Consider the following 16442-nt stretch of genomic DNA (forward strand, 5'->3'; position numbering starts at 1 on the left):
ATCCCCCAGGTTCAAACGCTCCTGCATTTATTTCTCCCACACCTCAAAGATGCCCAAAAGTACTATTTATCTTTGTTGGTACTAGCTGCATTGTTTTAACATCATTTAATTCGTGCCATGTTAGTTTATTTTTATCTCGATAAATCTTTATATCTTTAGCAGCAATTTTGCCAGAATCCATACCAAATTGACGTGCTATTTCAGGAGAATTATTAAGTTGTTCAGCTAACCTTTGATCTGATTGAGCAAAATTAGCTCTTTTCGTTGCTCCTCCGTATGTGCCTTTTCCACCTAACATATACTCAATTTGCACTTCTTCTTTAGCTACTGGTCAAAGATCAGGGATCAGACAAATGAAAAAGCCAATTTCGACTTATAATTCAAGTTGAAATTAGCTTTTCTGCATCCGTCATTTTCTAAAGATTAAACTTCATATAAATTATCTAAAAAGCTATCAAAAGAATCAGATATAAGAAACATATTGCTCATCTTCTCAGTAGGTTCTATATCATGAAGGAAAATATATATTTTCCCCGCATACTCTTCGCTAGTTCCCAGACAAATTTGATTTCCTCCAGAATCATCACCTATAGATATAAATTCGTTTGGGATTTCGCCATATAATGAGTCAAACACACTTGATAACTCATCGTAGGATTCATTGATATCTAACCCATAAAGTGTGTTGAGAGCAGTCTCTCCTTCATCATCTGAAATTTTGAAAACATTTGGCTTTACATTACCACCGTTATACTCAAGCAAAAAATCGCGATATTGAACCGGAAGCAAGACAGCATATTTTGCTTCAAATTCCTCAATATTTTTTAATTTAATTTTTTTATTTGTGTTATAAACCGTTGCCATGGTAATTCTCCTTTATAATCATTTTTTCCGTTAACTGTAGACTGACCACCTATGTGTCTAAAGTCCCTATGGATATCCTTCTGAACAAGAACCATTGTCTTTCCATCTTCATGATGATGCCAAGTGTACCCAGTTGGAGGTTGATTTAGTTCAGTAACTGGTGAATCAGAATCCTTATTTAGTCCTGCTTCTAAGTTCGCCTTCTTGGAGTCCGCCTGAGGGTTTTTAGGAATAGTAATTTCTATTGTTACTGCTGGTTTAATAGTTAGATGGTAAAATGCTGAAAAGTCAGGACAGCCATTAGGATAACTAACCGATATTCCATTTTTGTTAGTATATGTCCATGTTCCATTCCCATCAATTGAAATATGTCCACCTTTATCCTACCATTTTTAGGGACAGGAAATTCATTGGCTTCGTTTCCATTAATTCTTATGTCAAATCCGACAGTTCTAACTTCTTACCTTTACCCGTCTCCTCAGTGCCTTCCGTTTTTTCCTTCGGATTGTTTGTATCCTATTCTACCTTTGGTTTTGGTGGCTTGGGTGGTTTTGTATCGCTTCAGAATTACCCTCCATATTTGGCAGATATTTATTCCATGAGTAGCATTTTTTTTGGATTCGTCTTCGATGTCATGCTTCTTTTCGGTGTTCTCGTTGCATTAGATTCATTCGTTTTCGAAAAAAGTGTTATCTCTTTTTCTTATATTTCCACCCCTATCAGGTGCAAGAGTGGCCTCATATTTGGGTTTAGGTGGTTTAACGAGAAAACAGCATAGTCTTTTGCCTTCTTATCTCCATTCAAACTACTATGTGCATAAAACTCTTTTTTGTCTATTCCTGTTGTGTTTACTACGTAATATGCAAAATCAAGCTCATCTACAGTTGTGATAAATTTGAAACGCAAGAAAACTAAGAAACAAAAAACAGGTCAATTACGGTATACCTGACCATAATCAACCTATTTAATGTAACTAAAAAGTAGCCTCCATAACATAAAATTAGAGAAATTCAACTTGCTTATAATCTGGAATGGAGAATAATTACCACAATGGCATATCGAGATCAACCAGCGATTTATGATCAAGCTATTGTATTTTCGCCATGCGAAAAAGCTCATTCCTACTAAAGGTCCTAGTGGGAAAGAGCTTTTGAAAGTTTATCAAGTGTTTGAATCATTTTGTATTTGGTTTGTTGGTTGTGTTGTACGATTTTGTTGTTGGGCTTGTAAATAAGTTCATACTAAGTGTCTTATTACAGCCAATGCTAGCCTTTAATATAAATTATCAAAAAAATCATTAAAACTGTTATTTAATAAGAACATATTATCCATTTCTTTATTTGACTCCATGTCATGCATCCAAAGGTATACTTTTCCAAAGTATTTCTCACTAGTTCCAATACAAATCTCGTTCCCCCCTGGATCACTAGCAATCGAAATAAACCCCTCAGGCAGCTCACCATCTAAAACCTCAAATACCTTAGACAGATTCCCCTTCATATCACCGATCCCATAAAATTTATTTACAACACTTTCACCCTCTTCATCAGAAATTTTAAATGTAGATACTTGAGGATACCCGCCATTAAATTTAAGCAAAAAATCAACATACTGCTCAGGAAGCTTAAGATCATACTTACCTTCAAATTCATTAATATCATTTATAGTTATTTTCTCGTTTCCTCGATCTATATTCGCCATAACTATTCTCCTTTTTTATTTTTTCCATTGACTGTAGACTGGCCACCGATATGTCTAAACTCCCTATGAATATCTTCATCGACAAGGATCATCGTCTTTCCATCTTCATGATGATGCCATGTATAACCCTCAGGAGGTTTATTACTTGCTGGCACAGGTGGATCAGAATCCTTATTAAGCTTTGCTTCTATATTTGCTTTTTTAAAGTCTTCTTGTGGATTTTTAGGCACAGTTACTTCAATTGTTACTGGTTTAACAGTAGGATGATAATACTCTGAAAAGTCGGGGTAGCCATCTGGATAACTCACAGACTGCCCTTTCTTATTAGTATATGTCCAAGTTCCATTCTTATCTATTGAGATGTAACCACCCTTATTATACCATTTTTGTGGAACAGGTGAATTCATCGGTTTAGGTTCCATTATTTCTTTACTAAAATCCGACAGTTCTAACTTCTTACCTTTCCCCGTTCCCTCAGTACCTTCCAGTTTATCCTTCGGTTTATTTGTATTCTCCTGCGATTCTCCGGTTCGGATGATTTAGGCGGTTTAGTATCGGCTTGCGGTTTACCTTCGTCCTTTTTCTTCGTTGGCGGCTTCCAGGTATTCACTTCATTAGGCGTTTCATTTTTTTCTGGTTTCGTCTTTGGTGTCGTGCTTGGTTTCGACGTTGTCGTTGAATTTCCTTCATTCTTTTTCGAAGAAGATGAACTACCCGAACTTGTTTTCGACTTCGGCGGGTTCTCTACAGGCTTAGAGGTTGATCCTCCCCCACTGTTTGCTGTCTTTCCATTCCCCGAAGCCGTCTCACCTGTTTTGCTCGTCTTATTATTGCTCCAATGACTTCCTCCACCAGATACGATTCGCATCTTCTGACTTTCTTCCCAATACTTTTTCACAAAGCTCTTCACTTTGGGCACTATGGGCGAAGACGGCCTCGTGCTCACTTTGGGCGGCGTTGTTCCACTTGCCTGCGGGATAGACCGGACCGGGCCTACAAGACCACCTGCCGAACCTCTCTTGTTCTTAAAATTAATTTGAGTATTCCGTTACATCAAACGGTTAATTATGGTCAGATACTACCGTAATTGACCTGTTTTTTGTTATCTTTGTTTTCTTGCGTTTTTTAAATTTACTCGGAACTGTAGAATAATCCGCCCCGATAGGAAGGATGGAATGGAAATAAATATCATTGTTTGGATAAATACCGCTGCAATTAAGAGTATCGGCTAAAACCAAGGGTTTACATGCCATCCCTAACTTAACTGAACCTTTCAGTGATTGTTATTATGAAGAAAAAACTCTGCCTTTGGTTGAACTATAGGGTGGATACGATCAACATGATGCGATGCTAAATTACAAAATATTGTTTCTGTAGAAGGAAAAGCTTCATCGTTTTCTCCTAAATGACTCATAATATCAAACAATACACCCCGATCATTCATGCTTAAGCCGTAGCATTTTCGAAGCATATGAGGATATGGAATGTAGTATTGATTTCGTTGGAATTGAACGTTAAAGTTATGCCATTCCATATCTACCGCCCATTCAATCAATCTTTCTTGAATACTCTCTGGCATTGGAACTACGTCCTCTCTGAAAGAATTTTCTTAGGTGACAGAAAACCCGATTTCCCGAAACGTCACTCCTTACTGTTCTATGTCAAACTGGTCGTCACCAGGTTTATTGACTTGCACAGTAACTATCACGGCAAATAGCCAGATTGTTGCATACAATTTACAGATAAGTCCTGACAATATGAATAGTCGATCTATCCATCCAAGAGGGTGCGATGGTTTAGACAATTATCTATCGGTGCGGCGTATGCTAAAGTTGCATAACATTTTGAAAATCCTATGAGAAAACGAACATAACAAAAAAAACAGATCAATTATGGTGGTATCTGACCATAATCGACCTGTTCAATGTAACGGAATAGCGTCATTTAGGTTATAAAATTAAAGCATTTTATGAGCGTACAACAGATATGAAGAATTCTTTATACGGGTATTTCATGAGTTATATGTGTTATCGGTTTAATGATGCGTTCATTCGACACTGGGGTAGCCCCACACAACAAAAATTAACTGTGTTACAACCCTTAATAATCCAACTATTCTTCTATCTCATCGTGTAGCTTTTCTAAAAACCCCCCAAAATCCTTAGCAAGGAAATACATATTGCCTAAATCTTCAGGGTCTTCATCATGAATCCAAAAATAAACATCTCCAAAATGCTTTTCAGTAAGACCTAAGCAAATCTGATTACCACCAGAATCATCTGCAATCGGAATAAATCCTGCGTCTAATATATCATCAAATATATCAACTTTTTTGTCTAAATTATCGTACATTTCACCAATACCATAGAAAATATTTACCATACCAATGCCTTGCTCTTTAGAGATAGTAAAGTAATAGGGTTTAGGATATCCCCCATTGTATTTCAATAAAAATTCTCGATATTGTTGGGGAAGTTGAACTCCGTTTATTCTTTCAAAGTCTTGAAGTCTAGATTCTGTTAAAACCTCATTACTTCCTTTAATTTCCAATTTTAATCTCCTCCTGTTCCATTTACATTGTACTGCCCGCCCATATGCTTAAATTCGTCGTGTACATCTTTTTCATCTAGTACCATTGTTTTTCCATCTTCCATATGGTGCCATGTGTACCCTTGTGGCGGCTTATTTTTTTCAGGTACAGATGGATTAGATGTTTTACTAAGCCCTGCCTCTTTATTTGCCGCCTCATAATCTTTCGGATAATTTTTAGGCTGTGCATACTCTATTTTTACTGGGCCTGCCAATATCGAAGGTGATATTCGCAAAATGGGGACCTACAAAAAGAATATTGTATTCCTCCGGGTTTTTCATCACTTTGTTGAAATAATCCAGCGAACTTTTCAGGTCCTGATCCGCCTCTAATTTTTATACAATTTACTAATTTTTCAATTTGTCTGTTACTACCTGTTCACACTTAGTCATTCGTTTCGTCCTCCTTTAATAGTGGGTAAGTAAAAAAAGCTCATTCCTACTCGTATTTCAAGTCGGAATAAGCCTTTGGAAGTTTATTTGGCATTGTTCCAATGTTTCGAGTTTCTTGTAATAGCTGTCTTCTTGTTCAACGTAGCCATTGTAGATTTCCATCTGCTCCATGCCGCCACCGCCTATATAATGGCTTGATGAAGCCCATTGGCTTCAATGCCACCATAGAAATAAGTACCTTCGTACAACGGTCGGCGATCAAGGATGCGTTTAATCTGTACCTTTGTAAACTTCTTGCCCTGTTGTGTCGTAAAGCCGTCATCCTTCATTTGATACGCTAATTGAGATAATGACCAGTCAGGAAATAACTCCTTGAGTTCAAACAATCGCTGTACAGCGGTAGCTTCATCGAGATTAATTTCGATTGCCTTCTGACCTTTCTTCGCTTTGTAGCCGAACGCCACCCGACCTCCTGCGTAGCCGCCTTGCTGTGCCTTCTTGTTGCGTCCTCGACTTAACTTCATCGAGATTTCAAGCCGTTGGTATGCGTCAAGCAGTTCCATCAATCCGTTAATCAAGAAGTCTGACGGGTCTTTCTTGTAGATAGAGTAGGTTGGCTGTTCGATGCTCTTGACATCAACGTCATGCTTTTTGAACTCTCTATGCACTAAAACCTTCACAATGTCAGACCGCCAGAGACGGCTTGTATTGAGTACGACTACCGCATCTATAGATTGAGTAGACAGAGCGGTTAACATGTCTTGAAAGCCGATTCTATCAACCTCAAGCGTATCCTCATCTACCTTCGCCCCACTGATACCCTCATCCGTGAACATGCAGTAAGTTCCATCCTTGCCCTTCACAATACGAACGGATTTCATCATATTGGTAAGATAAGCTGTAGCCGCCTTTGGCTTGTCCTTGCGTCGATACGACATAACCGATGACATTCATTCCGTTCGGGGTTAGGAAATCATATAATAGAGGTAATCAAGTCTGTTCGGAAGTTGGTGTCAAATTGCCCGTTGTCGTAAAACTCAAAGAGAGTTGCTTACGGTAGTAAGGAGTTGTGTCTTGCGGTAGAAGTTCTCCTTGCTGAATCTCCTTCACAAGCCGCCCCACCTTCGGACTAAACTTGGACAAGTCCGTCAAAACTGCACATAGATACTTGCTGTTAAACTGCGGCGGATACTGAACGAGTGTAGCAAGCGATATCTTCTCCTTCGAGGCATAAACAATTTCCATTCTCGTTCGTTCCCCTCTGATTTTCTCCCGCCCTGTCTCCAACAACTGACGTTTCTTGTCATACACCCGACAATAACCATCCTCCTGACGCTGATGCTTGCCGTTGTAATAGCGAGTGCCTTTGAACAGACGTAGCTTACGACCCTTCGTAGACATCGTGAACAGATCACTTATGCGAACAGGAATGTCAAAAGCTACATCACACCGTACAAACAAGACCTGATCGGCGTACTCTCGGATTTGTTCGAGCCAATGACGGAAGTAAACAAGCGACTTCGAATAGACTTCTATCCTGAGCGTGTTCTTACGAGTTTTCGGAGCAAATACCAACTTATAGGAGATATGTAGAAACTGTTCTCCAGTGTTGATTCTGATACGGTATTGAAATCCTCTTTCCCCCACCGTCATCCTGACCCCGCAATAGTGACAGATTCGTTTATGGAACTCATTGAAGAAGTCCCAGTACACGTCTGTAAAGTCAATAACTATACGGTCTATGGATACCGTTTCCCCATTCATGTTCCGCCCCCTCCCCGAATTTTTTCATGAATTTCGGGCTTAATTAGAGGGCAGGCGGCTAGCCTTATACGTTCCCTGCCTGTTATATGTTAACTGCTCGTCAGCAGAGTTCTTTCTTCGCTGTAACAATCGTTGAAAGGTACAATTAAGTTGCGGACGATATGAAAACAACTTCGTTTTAGCCGTCCTACTCTTAATAGTGGCGGTATCTATCCGAAAAGATGCGATTTACTGTTATTTCATCCTCCCTATCGGGGCGGCATATTCTACAGTTGCAAATAAATTTGAAAAAAAGGTAAGAAAACGAAGATAACAAAAAACAGATCAATTATGATGGTATCTAACCATAATCAACCTGTTCAACGTAACGGAATAGCGTTATTTAGGTTATAAAATTAAAGCATTTGATGTGCGTACAACCGAAATGAAGAAATCTTTATACGGGTATTACATGGGTTAGAAGTGTTATTGGTTGAATGATGGGTTCATTCGGCACTGGGTAGGGGTATAAAGAAAGGCCTTGAGGATTTGCCGCCCCCAAGGCCAAGTTAAACATCACCATTAATTATAAACTTTATATCCTTTAGCGATTACCCACCCATTAAGACCATACGAAGCTGAAATCACGTAATAGTTGTACTTTTCATTTTGTAAATGTTCAAGCAAATCCTCTGCTTTTTCATAATGCATTGGCCACCCGTAGTTCTTCTGTTTCTCCAACAGTTCCTTGTTATTTTTGAGAAATCGGCTTACTTCAAATGTGCTAATATCAAAAATAATACTTCCCTGTAGTTGTGTTTCAAACATATGAGCCAGGACATCACTAAACTCGATATTGGTGGTAACTGAATCTTCGTTACCATCTAATGTTTGAATTGTAATTCTAGATTTACGAAAATCAACTTCATAGGAAACAATTTCATTGTCATGAATATTTAGCATTTTCCCTCAAACCCCCTATCATAAAATGAGATGTATTATTTGCTTCTTTTTGGAGAACCACTAGTCCAATCCCAAGTATGTCTATGAGGGAATTCATGGCTATTGTCTCCATTTGAGTGTTCATAATCAATGTCTTCTATAGCTCGCCCGTTTTCGTCGTAATATCTTCTCTGCGTCAGTGTACCGTTCTCATCATAAAAGTCTACTGAGGAATTCGGTTTACCAGTCGTTGGCAAATTTCTCGCCGTATCAGTCTTCTGTACAGTTGTATGATTTTCATATGGCTCACCTTGTGAACGAGTAGAAGAAGCATTTCCCGTCCCCTCAGTGCCTTCCGGATTATCCTTCGGTTTGTTTGTATTCTCCTCTGGTTTCTCCGGTTCGGATGATTTAGGCGGTTTCGTATCGGCTTGCGGTTTAACGTCGTCCTTTTTCTTAGATGGAGATGGCTTCCACGTATTCACTTCATTCGGTGTTTCTTTTTTTTCTGGATTGGTCTTTGGTGTCGTGCTTGGTTTCGACGTTGTCGTTGAATTTCCTTCATTCGTTTTCGAAGAAGGTGTACTATCCGAATTTTGTTTCGGTTTCGACGGGTTCCCTACAGGTTTGGAGGTCGATCCTGTTTCACTGTTTGCTGACTTGCCATTCCCCGAAGCAGCCTCACCCGTTTTGTTCGTCTTATTATTGCTCCAATGACTTCCTCCGCCAGAAACAGCATGCATCATCTGGCTTTTTTCCCATTGTTTTTTGAAAAAACTCTTCACTTTGGGCATCATAGTCTTAAATGCATTGTTGCTAGTTTTGGGCGACATTGTTCCTTTTGCCTGCGGGATGGGCCGTCCGAGGCCTGCAGAGCCACCTGCTGAACCTCCTCTGCGATTCATACCAAATTGCGTATCCATCCCTTTTTGCATGGCGTCTTGTTGGTTATATCCATCAAGTAGTTCAGCTAATTCTTCATTGCTCATCGTCGTACGTTTGATTCTCCAGGATAAAAACTTCTTTTCTTCGAGACTTAGCTCTTGAGTCTCCCAATAGTCATAACTGCCCAGTTCCTCTACCGTGATATGAGGCCTGCCTATGTCGAAGGTAATATTTGCAAAATAAGGATTTACGAAAAGGACATCATACTGCTCCGGGTTTTTCATCACTTTCTTGAAAAAATCCAGCGAATCTTTCAGTTCCTGATCCGTTTGTTGATATGCATATTCTTTCGCCCATTTCTCCCGAATATGACTTGGTGTCTCATAATACGCCTTGCTGTATTCCGTGCTCTGTTGATGCAACTTCTTCATGAAATCCGTCAGTGAAGTCGCGGTAGACAATTCTTTGGCAGCGGTCAACACTTTACCAAACAGTGTCCGCTTCGCTTCGTTCTCCTGCTGTTGCAGTTCAGCAAACCCATTCGTAAATCGGTCCAGCAAATTCAGAGCCGAAGGCTTGAAGGAGCCTATCTTCGGCACGCTCGCGATGAGACCCGTGGCAACGGCAGCAATGCCTACGCCGATGGCTGTCTGGGCAGCAATACCCCCTAGAGCTCCCAGGATCGGAATCATAGCAGTGATGGCCAACGCTGCTCCAGCCAACGATCCATCTTTCGGGTTCGTCGTTGATGCCTGCGTCACTGCAGCAGCCTCTGCGGCTGCTGCGGCCTGAGCTGCTTCGTACTCCTCAATCGGCATCAGCGGTGGCTCCGGCTCCGGAGGCAGATCCGCCACATGAACAGGCGCTTTGTTGCTGCCCTCCTGTTGCAATAGACCTGCTCGTACGTTGGTCTCCCCATCCAAAATGAAGCTACCACCCCCGCCAAGCAGCCAAATCGCTTCTGGTGCTGTAGCTTCGATCTGTCCGGCCGCAAGCAGGATATTGCTGCCTTGAATGGACAGATTGCCTGGACTACTCAATACGATCCCCTGATCATTCAAGGTAATCGTTAACCCCGATCCGGCTTGCAGTGTAACCTCCTCAGGCGACATCCCGATAGAGCTCCCGGCAGGATGCCCCCAGACTTTATGGTCTGTCCCTCCGTTAGTGGAACGTTTACCCTCAGAGATGGAATGACGAATGTACGCTCTGGATTCCAGACTACTTGGAAAATATAATTCCACCTGATCCCCGATCTCCGGCATCATGTATAATCCGCTATGCCCTTCCGCAGCATAAACTGGCGCGACCGGATAGGGGCAGGCGGAGCCTTGCGTCATCGGGCCCTCGTCCATGGGCAATTTGATCTGAATGTGATCATGAATCACGCGGACCACCTCGCCGTACAGCGATAACCCAATGAGGTCCGATAGATTGCATCTAGGTACATGAATGTGGTCTTCGAGTACCATGCGGTAGGTCGTCATGAGCAGCCCGGATTCCAATCGCGAATGGGCATACACCACGGTCAACTCTCTGCCATCCGGAAGTTCGACCTTGTCTCCCAATGCATAAGTCTCGACACTTTCCACCGTATATTGCAATACGCCTTGCGATCCCTTGGGGCCCTGAATGATATATCGATCTTCCGTTCCGGAGCCGTGCCAGTCGATTCCTGTCAGCTCCTTACGAACCTGATAAGGTTGGTCTTCTGGCCATTTCCACAACTTACCTGCGGGCAAACCGATATACAATTTGGGTGATGCCGCTGTGATTTCGGGGATCAGCACTGTACCGAATCGCGAGGCAAGTCTGCGTAGGAACATCCAATCGGTCTCTTTATATTGTAATACAAGTCCGCTCAATGAGGTATTTCCGGTAACCTGATCCATGACATCCGAATAGCGGTAAGAATTCATAATGAATTGAATGAGTTCTTTGAACGTCCACCCTCTGTTTTGAAAGGCTCGTTCCTCAATTCGCATATCCATTTGATAGGAGTTGGACAAAGCTTCAAGTTCGAATCGATAGACCCCTCCCGACAAATGAACCGAGAGCGAGATCATTACGCCATGGAAGAGTCTTCTCACTGATCTACCATTTTTATCGACTTGTCTGAGTACGATTGATTCACCATCAGCCTGAACCTGAAGAATTTCAGGTCCATCCTCTTCCGGAAGAATGCCGCTGACATAGAGCTTCGCATGCTCGTTCACCTGGCGGGTAATTTGTACGCCCTCCAGCCACTGTGCACGATAAGGCCAATATAAACGAATTTGCTCATAACCGATCTGGTCGAGTTTCTTCTCCGTAATTTCATTCATCGTCAAAAGTCCAATTGCTGTCCGTCATTTTCTATGACGATATCTCCGCCATATAGACACTTGTGCGTACAGTGACTGAGCAGTGCAGCTTTCCCTTCCACCTTGGTATCTCCCTTTCCATGAAGCCAAGGCATGGTCAGCACGGGAACGCAAGGCGCTTTCTTAACCCCATAGATGTCAACCATCGTGCTTGCCGCTACTGCTGGATTAGCTGGATTGGAACAGTTACCGAATGATCCAATATGAATACCTGGAACATAATCCTCGACAGTCATCTTCGCCTTCCCCTTGATATACACGCCATGACTGAATGGTATCTTCAATCGTGTACGCTGCGTCCCGCAATCGCATTTAAGTATTGCTCCTGCAACGACATAGCTTTTAGAGGCTTCTCCAGCCGTATGAATCTGGGCATCCTGATCTTGACTTTGCGCCATCATAACCTCTCCTTTCTAATTCGTTTGTTCCAAGTCCAACGGAATGAATTGTACTCCTGCGACATCTCGCCGCAGAATGCTCTCCGACAACGCCAGATTGACTATGATCACGGTTTCGCGCAGCTCCATCAATTGGAACAGGGGTACCTCCGGGAAATCTCGCTTCAGTACGATCCGCTCCAGACTTCCATCCATGCGCCGACGAGTATGAGGAGATAATACGTTTGCCAGTGCAGGAGGATGAATGGCCCAATACGTCTCTTGGGTCATTCGCTCCTTGTCCGTTAATACGGTAGCCCTTCGCTTGAGCTGAGGACAATACAAAATAAGTGTTTCAAGCAATTGATCTGAAACCAAGGGAACCGGCTGTTCCAAATAATCCGTATAATCGACATGGAATCCGCTTCGCACATAAAAGTTAATGGCTGTATGCTCACTGCCTGAATCATGAAAAGCCTGATTCCAGGTCCTGCGTTGCAGTTCACCAACAGGCTCAGTCTCTACGCGGTGTGTCCATCTGGGATCGGCCATTAGGCGAAAGTATCGGATAACCCTCGCCTCCTCTCGGCATCGTCAAAAATTGCACCCTCCACATCAGCACCCTCCCATAACGTATCGGTCAGATTGGCTCCACGGAACTTGGCTCCACGGAGGCGTGCCCCTCGGAAGTCAGCACCTGAAAGGTTTGCATTTTCGAAGTTAAGCGCATCGTACCCTGGCCCCTGAGCGAGTCCTTCCGGATGTCCCGTCTCCCCGATTACCTCCCTGAAAACAGCTCTTTCCAGAGAACAGCCGCTGAAATCTGCCCCATATAAAATACTTCCAGTGAAATCAGTATCCTCCAGACTACAATTGCGCCAACGTGCCCCTATCAAGATACAGCGTTGAAAATCGGTAGAATGCAGATCGATACGATCAAAACGGCTGTAACGAAAATCCAGATCGCTGCATTCCATTTCGCTCATATCCAGTCCCTGAAAGTGCGCGTACATGACCTCCAAACCATCACTTTCTTCCAATGCTTCACCAATCTCCTCAATGCTCCTATTCCTTCGATCAAGACGAAATACGCACTCACTGGCATCCAAGTATTCTCCTACACGTACTTCGAATATCTGTTCCAGATCCATAAGGGAGTTCCATTCGAAGTCCTCCAGCGCACGACAGCTATGGCGTATAAAATGCACAAGATACCGATTCACCAACGCCGCTTCCTGTAACATGATTCGGTCCAGTTCTACTGCTGTAACGGTTCCTTGATAGTGAGGAAGTTCTTCTCTTAATCCATTGAGCATCCGTTCAAGACACTCATAGGCCCAGTGGGAAGAATAGAATGAACGGATGGGTGTTCGATCCAGCAACCACAAAGCATCATACGCTTCGACCAGGACATTCATCGCCCCTCCAAGAAGTTCTGTTCGCAACATAGAATATTGAATGTAAGCGATCGGCCTTTTCGCCCCACGCTTTTGGGCGTCGCTGACTTCCTGAACCATCAACCTGAAATGACTTAGGAACTCAGCTGTCAATTCCGTATACCTTGTATGCAGCGTATACTGCAAATCATCCATAAGTTTGGCCCGCGCAGGTTTTACCTGATGGGTATAAAAATGTAATATAGATTCCTTGCGATCCATTGGAAATTATCCCTCCTGCCCATACGTCACCCTATACTAGTTGGCTTTCACTTCTGATCCACTCATTTTTGCTTGTCCATCCAATTTGAATGTCCCTCCCCCGCCTTCCAGTAACAATTGCGAATCGGCAGATAACGTTATTTTCTTCCCGGCTTTGAGCGAGATATTGCCCCCAGCAGACATCCGAACCTGCTGGCTTCCTATGATCTGAATGCCCTCGTCCCCGCTGAGACGAATGAACACCTCGCCCTCTTTGCTGCTAATGGAGATGGAATCTGGGGTCAGTCTGATTTCTTTGCCATAAGGCGTACGGAAAATTTTATGATCCGGTTTGTTTAATTGGTTCGTTCCAGTTACCTTGTTATCCAGACGGGGTGCTCCTGTCGCATAGGCCTCTTCTTCGTTTTGCGTAGGAAAATATACGGCCACCGGATCACCCACTTCAGGCATGACATACCAACCTGTCTGCCCCTCTGCGATGTATGGCGACTGATACAACAGCCACAACGCTTCCTCTTCCTCCTGTTTTTCATCACAGTCCAGCTGAACTCTTACATGACCACCATGCACTGAAAGGATGCGACCAAGTAATGAGCTTCCGGCAATTATCGAATTGTAATATGTCTTTTGTCTTAGTCCTCTATGAAGGCTAAGTACATATTGGTGCTTCACTATTCCTCCCACAAGCTCGGTATATGCCTCAGTCACATATAGGCTTCTGCCTCGGAAGGTAATATGATGTCCAAGCTCCATCACCTGATCTGTCTCGATTTCGTATATAATGAAATCTGATTCGTTGACCTTTAACGTATCGTTTTCGTTAAAGTACATGAATGGTGCCATGTTTTTGCGGATTGTATAACGTGTATTGTCCAGATCGATTGAGTTTCCGTGCTCAAAGACGCCAAAATAAAATTTGGGGCTGTCAAACTGAGCGGCCGGCATTAAGCTCGTGTGAAAGCGAGAAGCAAGTCTCCTGAGAAATGCCCAATCCGTTTCTTGATATTGCACAGCAACCTTAGCGATCTTGGCCCCGCCTGTTCCCTCATCAATTACATCAAGTCCCGGATAATGCTGATCCAGTTCCTTTAGCAAATCGGGCAACGTCATTTTGACATTTTGAAACGTTCGCGTCCTTTTTGTAATATCCATCCGGTATGTATGCGAGATAGCCTCCACTTGGAGCGTATATACACCTCTCACAACCTGCACTTCAACAGATAACGGAATGCCTTTGAACAACGGACTTTTGTTTCCATCCTCATCTTTTTGCCATACTTCAATGGAAGTATCACGGTCCGTTACATCGACATAGCGATCTTTCCATTCTTCGGACACCATACCCTTAAACACGAGCCGAGTGTGCTCATTCATCTTTTTGCGGATCGTAAGTTCTTGCAAATGCAGCAGTTCATATGGTTCAATAAGCAGATTCTCATAAGTCAGACTCATGTTGCCCATCTCCTTTCAACTTCAATGGATCGCAAGTGAATTTAGAATCGTCTCGCCAGGCTCCAGCCAATCGCGCTTTTCTTCATCCGTGCAATTAAATCCGTAAACAAGAACGGACTGGTCTAAAATCGAAAAACCGATATGGTTATATATCTGATTATTCAACCCCTGAGCGGAAAACTGACAGTAGCCCGTGAACTGTCCCGTTTCAGTAATTCGAACGCCATGTTTCTCCCATTGTCTGATAGGCTGCGTTCCACGAATGACATTGGCCATCGTTTCGGTAAAGGAAGTAAGTTCCTCTTCCGAAATTCGATGCTCCAGTCTGTTAAACGTAAAATTGACTGTCCCTGAATCATTGGTATATATCCATTCCGGCCGATGAGACGAAGGATACTTCATGCTCGCTTCCTTCTCTGAAATTAAACGCAATGAACGTGGAAGGGATATGGCTACCCTACTATCGTACAGCTCAGTTCGTTTTAGAAATACGCTTTCCTTTCCAATACGGAGCCTCGCTGGCAGCTCTGCTGAATTAATAGCCTGGGATGTATGTGCTAATTTAACCGTCTCTTCTACTTCACTGTTCTGACCATTCTCTTCATTTTCACGATGGTTATATAATATGGGAATTACTTTGCGATCAAGATATTCCATATGAAAAACAACTTCCTTTCCTTGTGCTGAATCAATCCACAATCATTCGATGTGGTCCACCTACCGGGTGTGAGCGCCCCGTCCCCCGGCCTGCATTCGCCAAGATGCGATCCAGATATCGATGAATCTGCGCATTATCGTATTTTCTGTACTCCAGCCCCAATCGACTGGCAATGTGATGCAAAATGACGCTACGCGCAACCGTTCCTTCATTGAGACACATCATGGCGAAGACCAGATCCTGGGGATCAGAGGTCCCCGTTCGAAGCAATCTCTCGGCATAATCCTTCATGACAACAGGGGATAAGGTGCTTGCTTCCTCGGCTGCATAAGGGGTATGAATGACATGCAGCGTGTTGAACTCCGTCGCCAAATCGGCAAAGGTCTGGTAGTCTCGGCGCAGCCGGGCCCCTTCCTTCAGCTTGAATCGAGCTAGTTCCAATTCACCCGATGCACATGTTGTCTCTTCATCCAACACCAGTTCCGAATGACTTGTAGTCATGTCACTCCCCGTTTCATCCGCTGCAAATCGAAGTTTGAGCACATTGACTCGGCCGGTAGCTTGATATACCAGTTCCATAGGCTCTGTCAGCATATAAAGCCTTCCTTTATGCAGCACCATTCCAGGGGAGACGACCAACTTGTCCGGGAACACTTCCACCTCTGCACCTGCAAGGATGCCGTCTGCATAACCACGATAATACAGCTCGATGTAGTCTCTGGGGAAATCACGTAGTCCCTCCAACATGGATGTTTTCAGAATTCTTCCCTTGTTAAAATGCGGATATGAATATGTGAACATGAGCACTGTCCCTCCC

The 16442-nt window shown here is 43.1% G+C and carries 17 protein-coding genes and 2 pseudogenes; all 19 read right to left on the bottom strand.

The features are described from left to right. Nucleotides 1-43 precede the first annotated feature (43 nt). A pseudogene (locus MKY42_RS23760) lies at nucleotides 44-346 on the bottom strand (HNH endonuclease); the annotation flags it as partial. 77 nt (nucleotides 347-423) lie between these two features. Beyond that, the gene (locus MKY42_RS23765; protein WP_179263665.1) at nucleotides 424-864 is read right to left on the bottom strand and encodes an SMI1/KNR4 family protein; all 441 of its coding nucleotides are present in this window, start codon (nucleotides 862-864) and stop codon (nucleotides 424-426) included. Next, on the bottom strand, nucleotides 825-1232 hold the full coding sequence (locus MKY42_RS23770) for an HNH endonuclease (RefSeq protein WP_339853055.1): 408 nt from the start codon (nucleotides 1230-1232) through the stop codon (nucleotides 825-827). The genes MKY42_RS23765 and MKY42_RS23770 overlap by 40 nt, the downstream gene beginning before the upstream one ends. Before the next feature lie 904 nt (nucleotides 1233-2136). Further along, a complete protein-coding gene (locus tag MKY42_RS23775) occupies nucleotides 2137-2565 on the bottom strand; it encodes an SMI1/KNR4 family protein (protein WP_179263663.1) in 429 nt (142 codons plus the stop codon). A gap of 2 nt (nucleotides 2566-2567) precedes the next feature. Next, complete coding sequence (locus tag MKY42_RS23780) at nucleotides 2568-2987, bottom strand: HNH endonuclease (RefSeq protein ID WP_179263661.1); 420 nt, start codon at nucleotides 2985-2987, stop codon at nucleotides 2568-2570. Between the two features lie 26 nt (nucleotides 2988-3013). Beyond that, the gene (locus MKY42_RS23785; RefSeq protein ID WP_339845138.1) at nucleotides 3014-3484 is read right to left on the bottom strand and encodes a hypothetical protein; all 471 of its coding nucleotides are present in this window, start codon (nucleotides 3482-3484) and stop codon (nucleotides 3014-3016) included. Between the two features lie 354 nt (nucleotides 3485-3838). Then, nucleotides 3839-4144 (bottom strand): hypothetical protein, encoded by a 306-nt coding sequence (locus tag MKY42_RS23790; protein ID WP_179263657.1) that lies wholly within the window; start codon nucleotides 4142-4144, stop codon nucleotides 3839-3841. Nucleotides 4145-4677: 533 nt separating this feature from the next. Then, on the bottom strand, nucleotides 4678-5115 hold the full coding sequence (locus MKY42_RS23795) for an SMI1/KNR4 family protein (protein WP_179263655.1): 438 nt from the start codon (nucleotides 5113-5115) through the stop codon (nucleotides 4678-4680). 2 nt (nucleotides 5116-5117) lie between these two features. After that, on the bottom strand, nucleotides 5118-5390 hold the full coding sequence (locus tag MKY42_RS23800; protein WP_257031919.1) for an HNH endonuclease: 273 nt from the start codon (nucleotides 5388-5390) through the stop codon (nucleotides 5118-5120). Nucleotides 5391-5729: 339 nt separating this feature from the next. Next, a pseudogene (locus tag MKY42_RS23805) lies at nucleotides 5730-6501 on the bottom strand (recombinase family protein). 36 nt (nucleotides 6502-6537) lie between these two features. Beyond that, the gene (locus tag MKY42_RS23810; RefSeq protein WP_179263653.1) at nucleotides 6538-7311 is read right to left on the bottom strand and encodes a replication initiation factor family protein; all 774 of its coding nucleotides are present in this window, start codon (nucleotides 7309-7311) and stop codon (nucleotides 6538-6540) included. A gap of 561 nt (nucleotides 7312-7872) precedes the next feature. Then, nucleotides 7873-8253, bottom strand: a complete 381-nt coding sequence (locus tag MKY42_RS23815) for a hypothetical protein (protein WP_179263651.1) — start codon at nucleotides 8251-8253, stop codon at nucleotides 7873-7875. Nucleotides 8254-8288: 35 nt separating this feature from the next. After that, nucleotides 8289-11441 (bottom strand): hypothetical protein, encoded by a 3153-nt coding sequence (locus MKY42_RS23820; RefSeq protein ID WP_179263648.1) that lies wholly within the window; start codon nucleotides 11439-11441, stop codon nucleotides 8289-8291. A gap of 2 nt (nucleotides 11442-11443) precedes the next feature. Further along, a complete protein-coding gene (locus MKY42_RS23825) occupies nucleotides 11444-11878 on the bottom strand; it encodes a DUF4280 domain-containing protein (protein WP_179263646.1) in 435 nt (144 codons plus the stop codon). A gap of 15 nt (nucleotides 11879-11893) precedes the next feature. Then, complete coding sequence (locus MKY42_RS23830) at nucleotides 11894-12409, bottom strand: hypothetical protein (RefSeq protein WP_179263644.1); 516 nt, start codon at nucleotides 12407-12409, stop codon at nucleotides 11894-11896. Further along, nucleotides 12409-13515, bottom strand: a complete 1107-nt coding sequence (locus MKY42_RS23835; RefSeq protein ID WP_179263642.1) for a pentapeptide repeat-containing protein — start codon at nucleotides 13513-13515, stop codon at nucleotides 12409-12411. The genes MKY42_RS23830 and MKY42_RS23835 overlap by 1 nt, the downstream gene beginning before the upstream one ends. Before the next feature lie 36 nt (nucleotides 13516-13551). Continuing rightward, complete coding sequence (locus tag MKY42_RS23840; protein ID WP_179263640.1) at nucleotides 13552-14967, bottom strand: phage baseplate assembly protein V; 1416 nt, start codon at nucleotides 14965-14967, stop codon at nucleotides 13552-13554. Nucleotides 14968-14988: 21 nt separating this feature from the next. Further along, nucleotides 14989-15624, bottom strand: coding sequence for a hypothetical protein (locus MKY42_RS23845; protein WP_179263638.1), 636 nt, complete (start codon nucleotides 15622-15624; stop codon nucleotides 14989-14991). Between the two features lie 31 nt (nucleotides 15625-15655). Beyond that, nucleotides 15656-16426 (bottom strand): DNA and RNA helicase, encoded by a 771-nt coding sequence (locus MKY42_RS23850; protein ID WP_090903656.1) that lies wholly within the window; start codon nucleotides 16424-16426, stop codon nucleotides 15656-15658. Nucleotides 16427-16442: the final 16 nt, after the last annotated feature.

Source organism: Paenibacillus sp. FSL W7-1088 (genome assembly GCF_037969855.1).
Taxonomy (GTDB): Bacteria; Bacillota; Bacilli; order Paenibacillales; family Paenibacillaceae; genus Paenibacillus.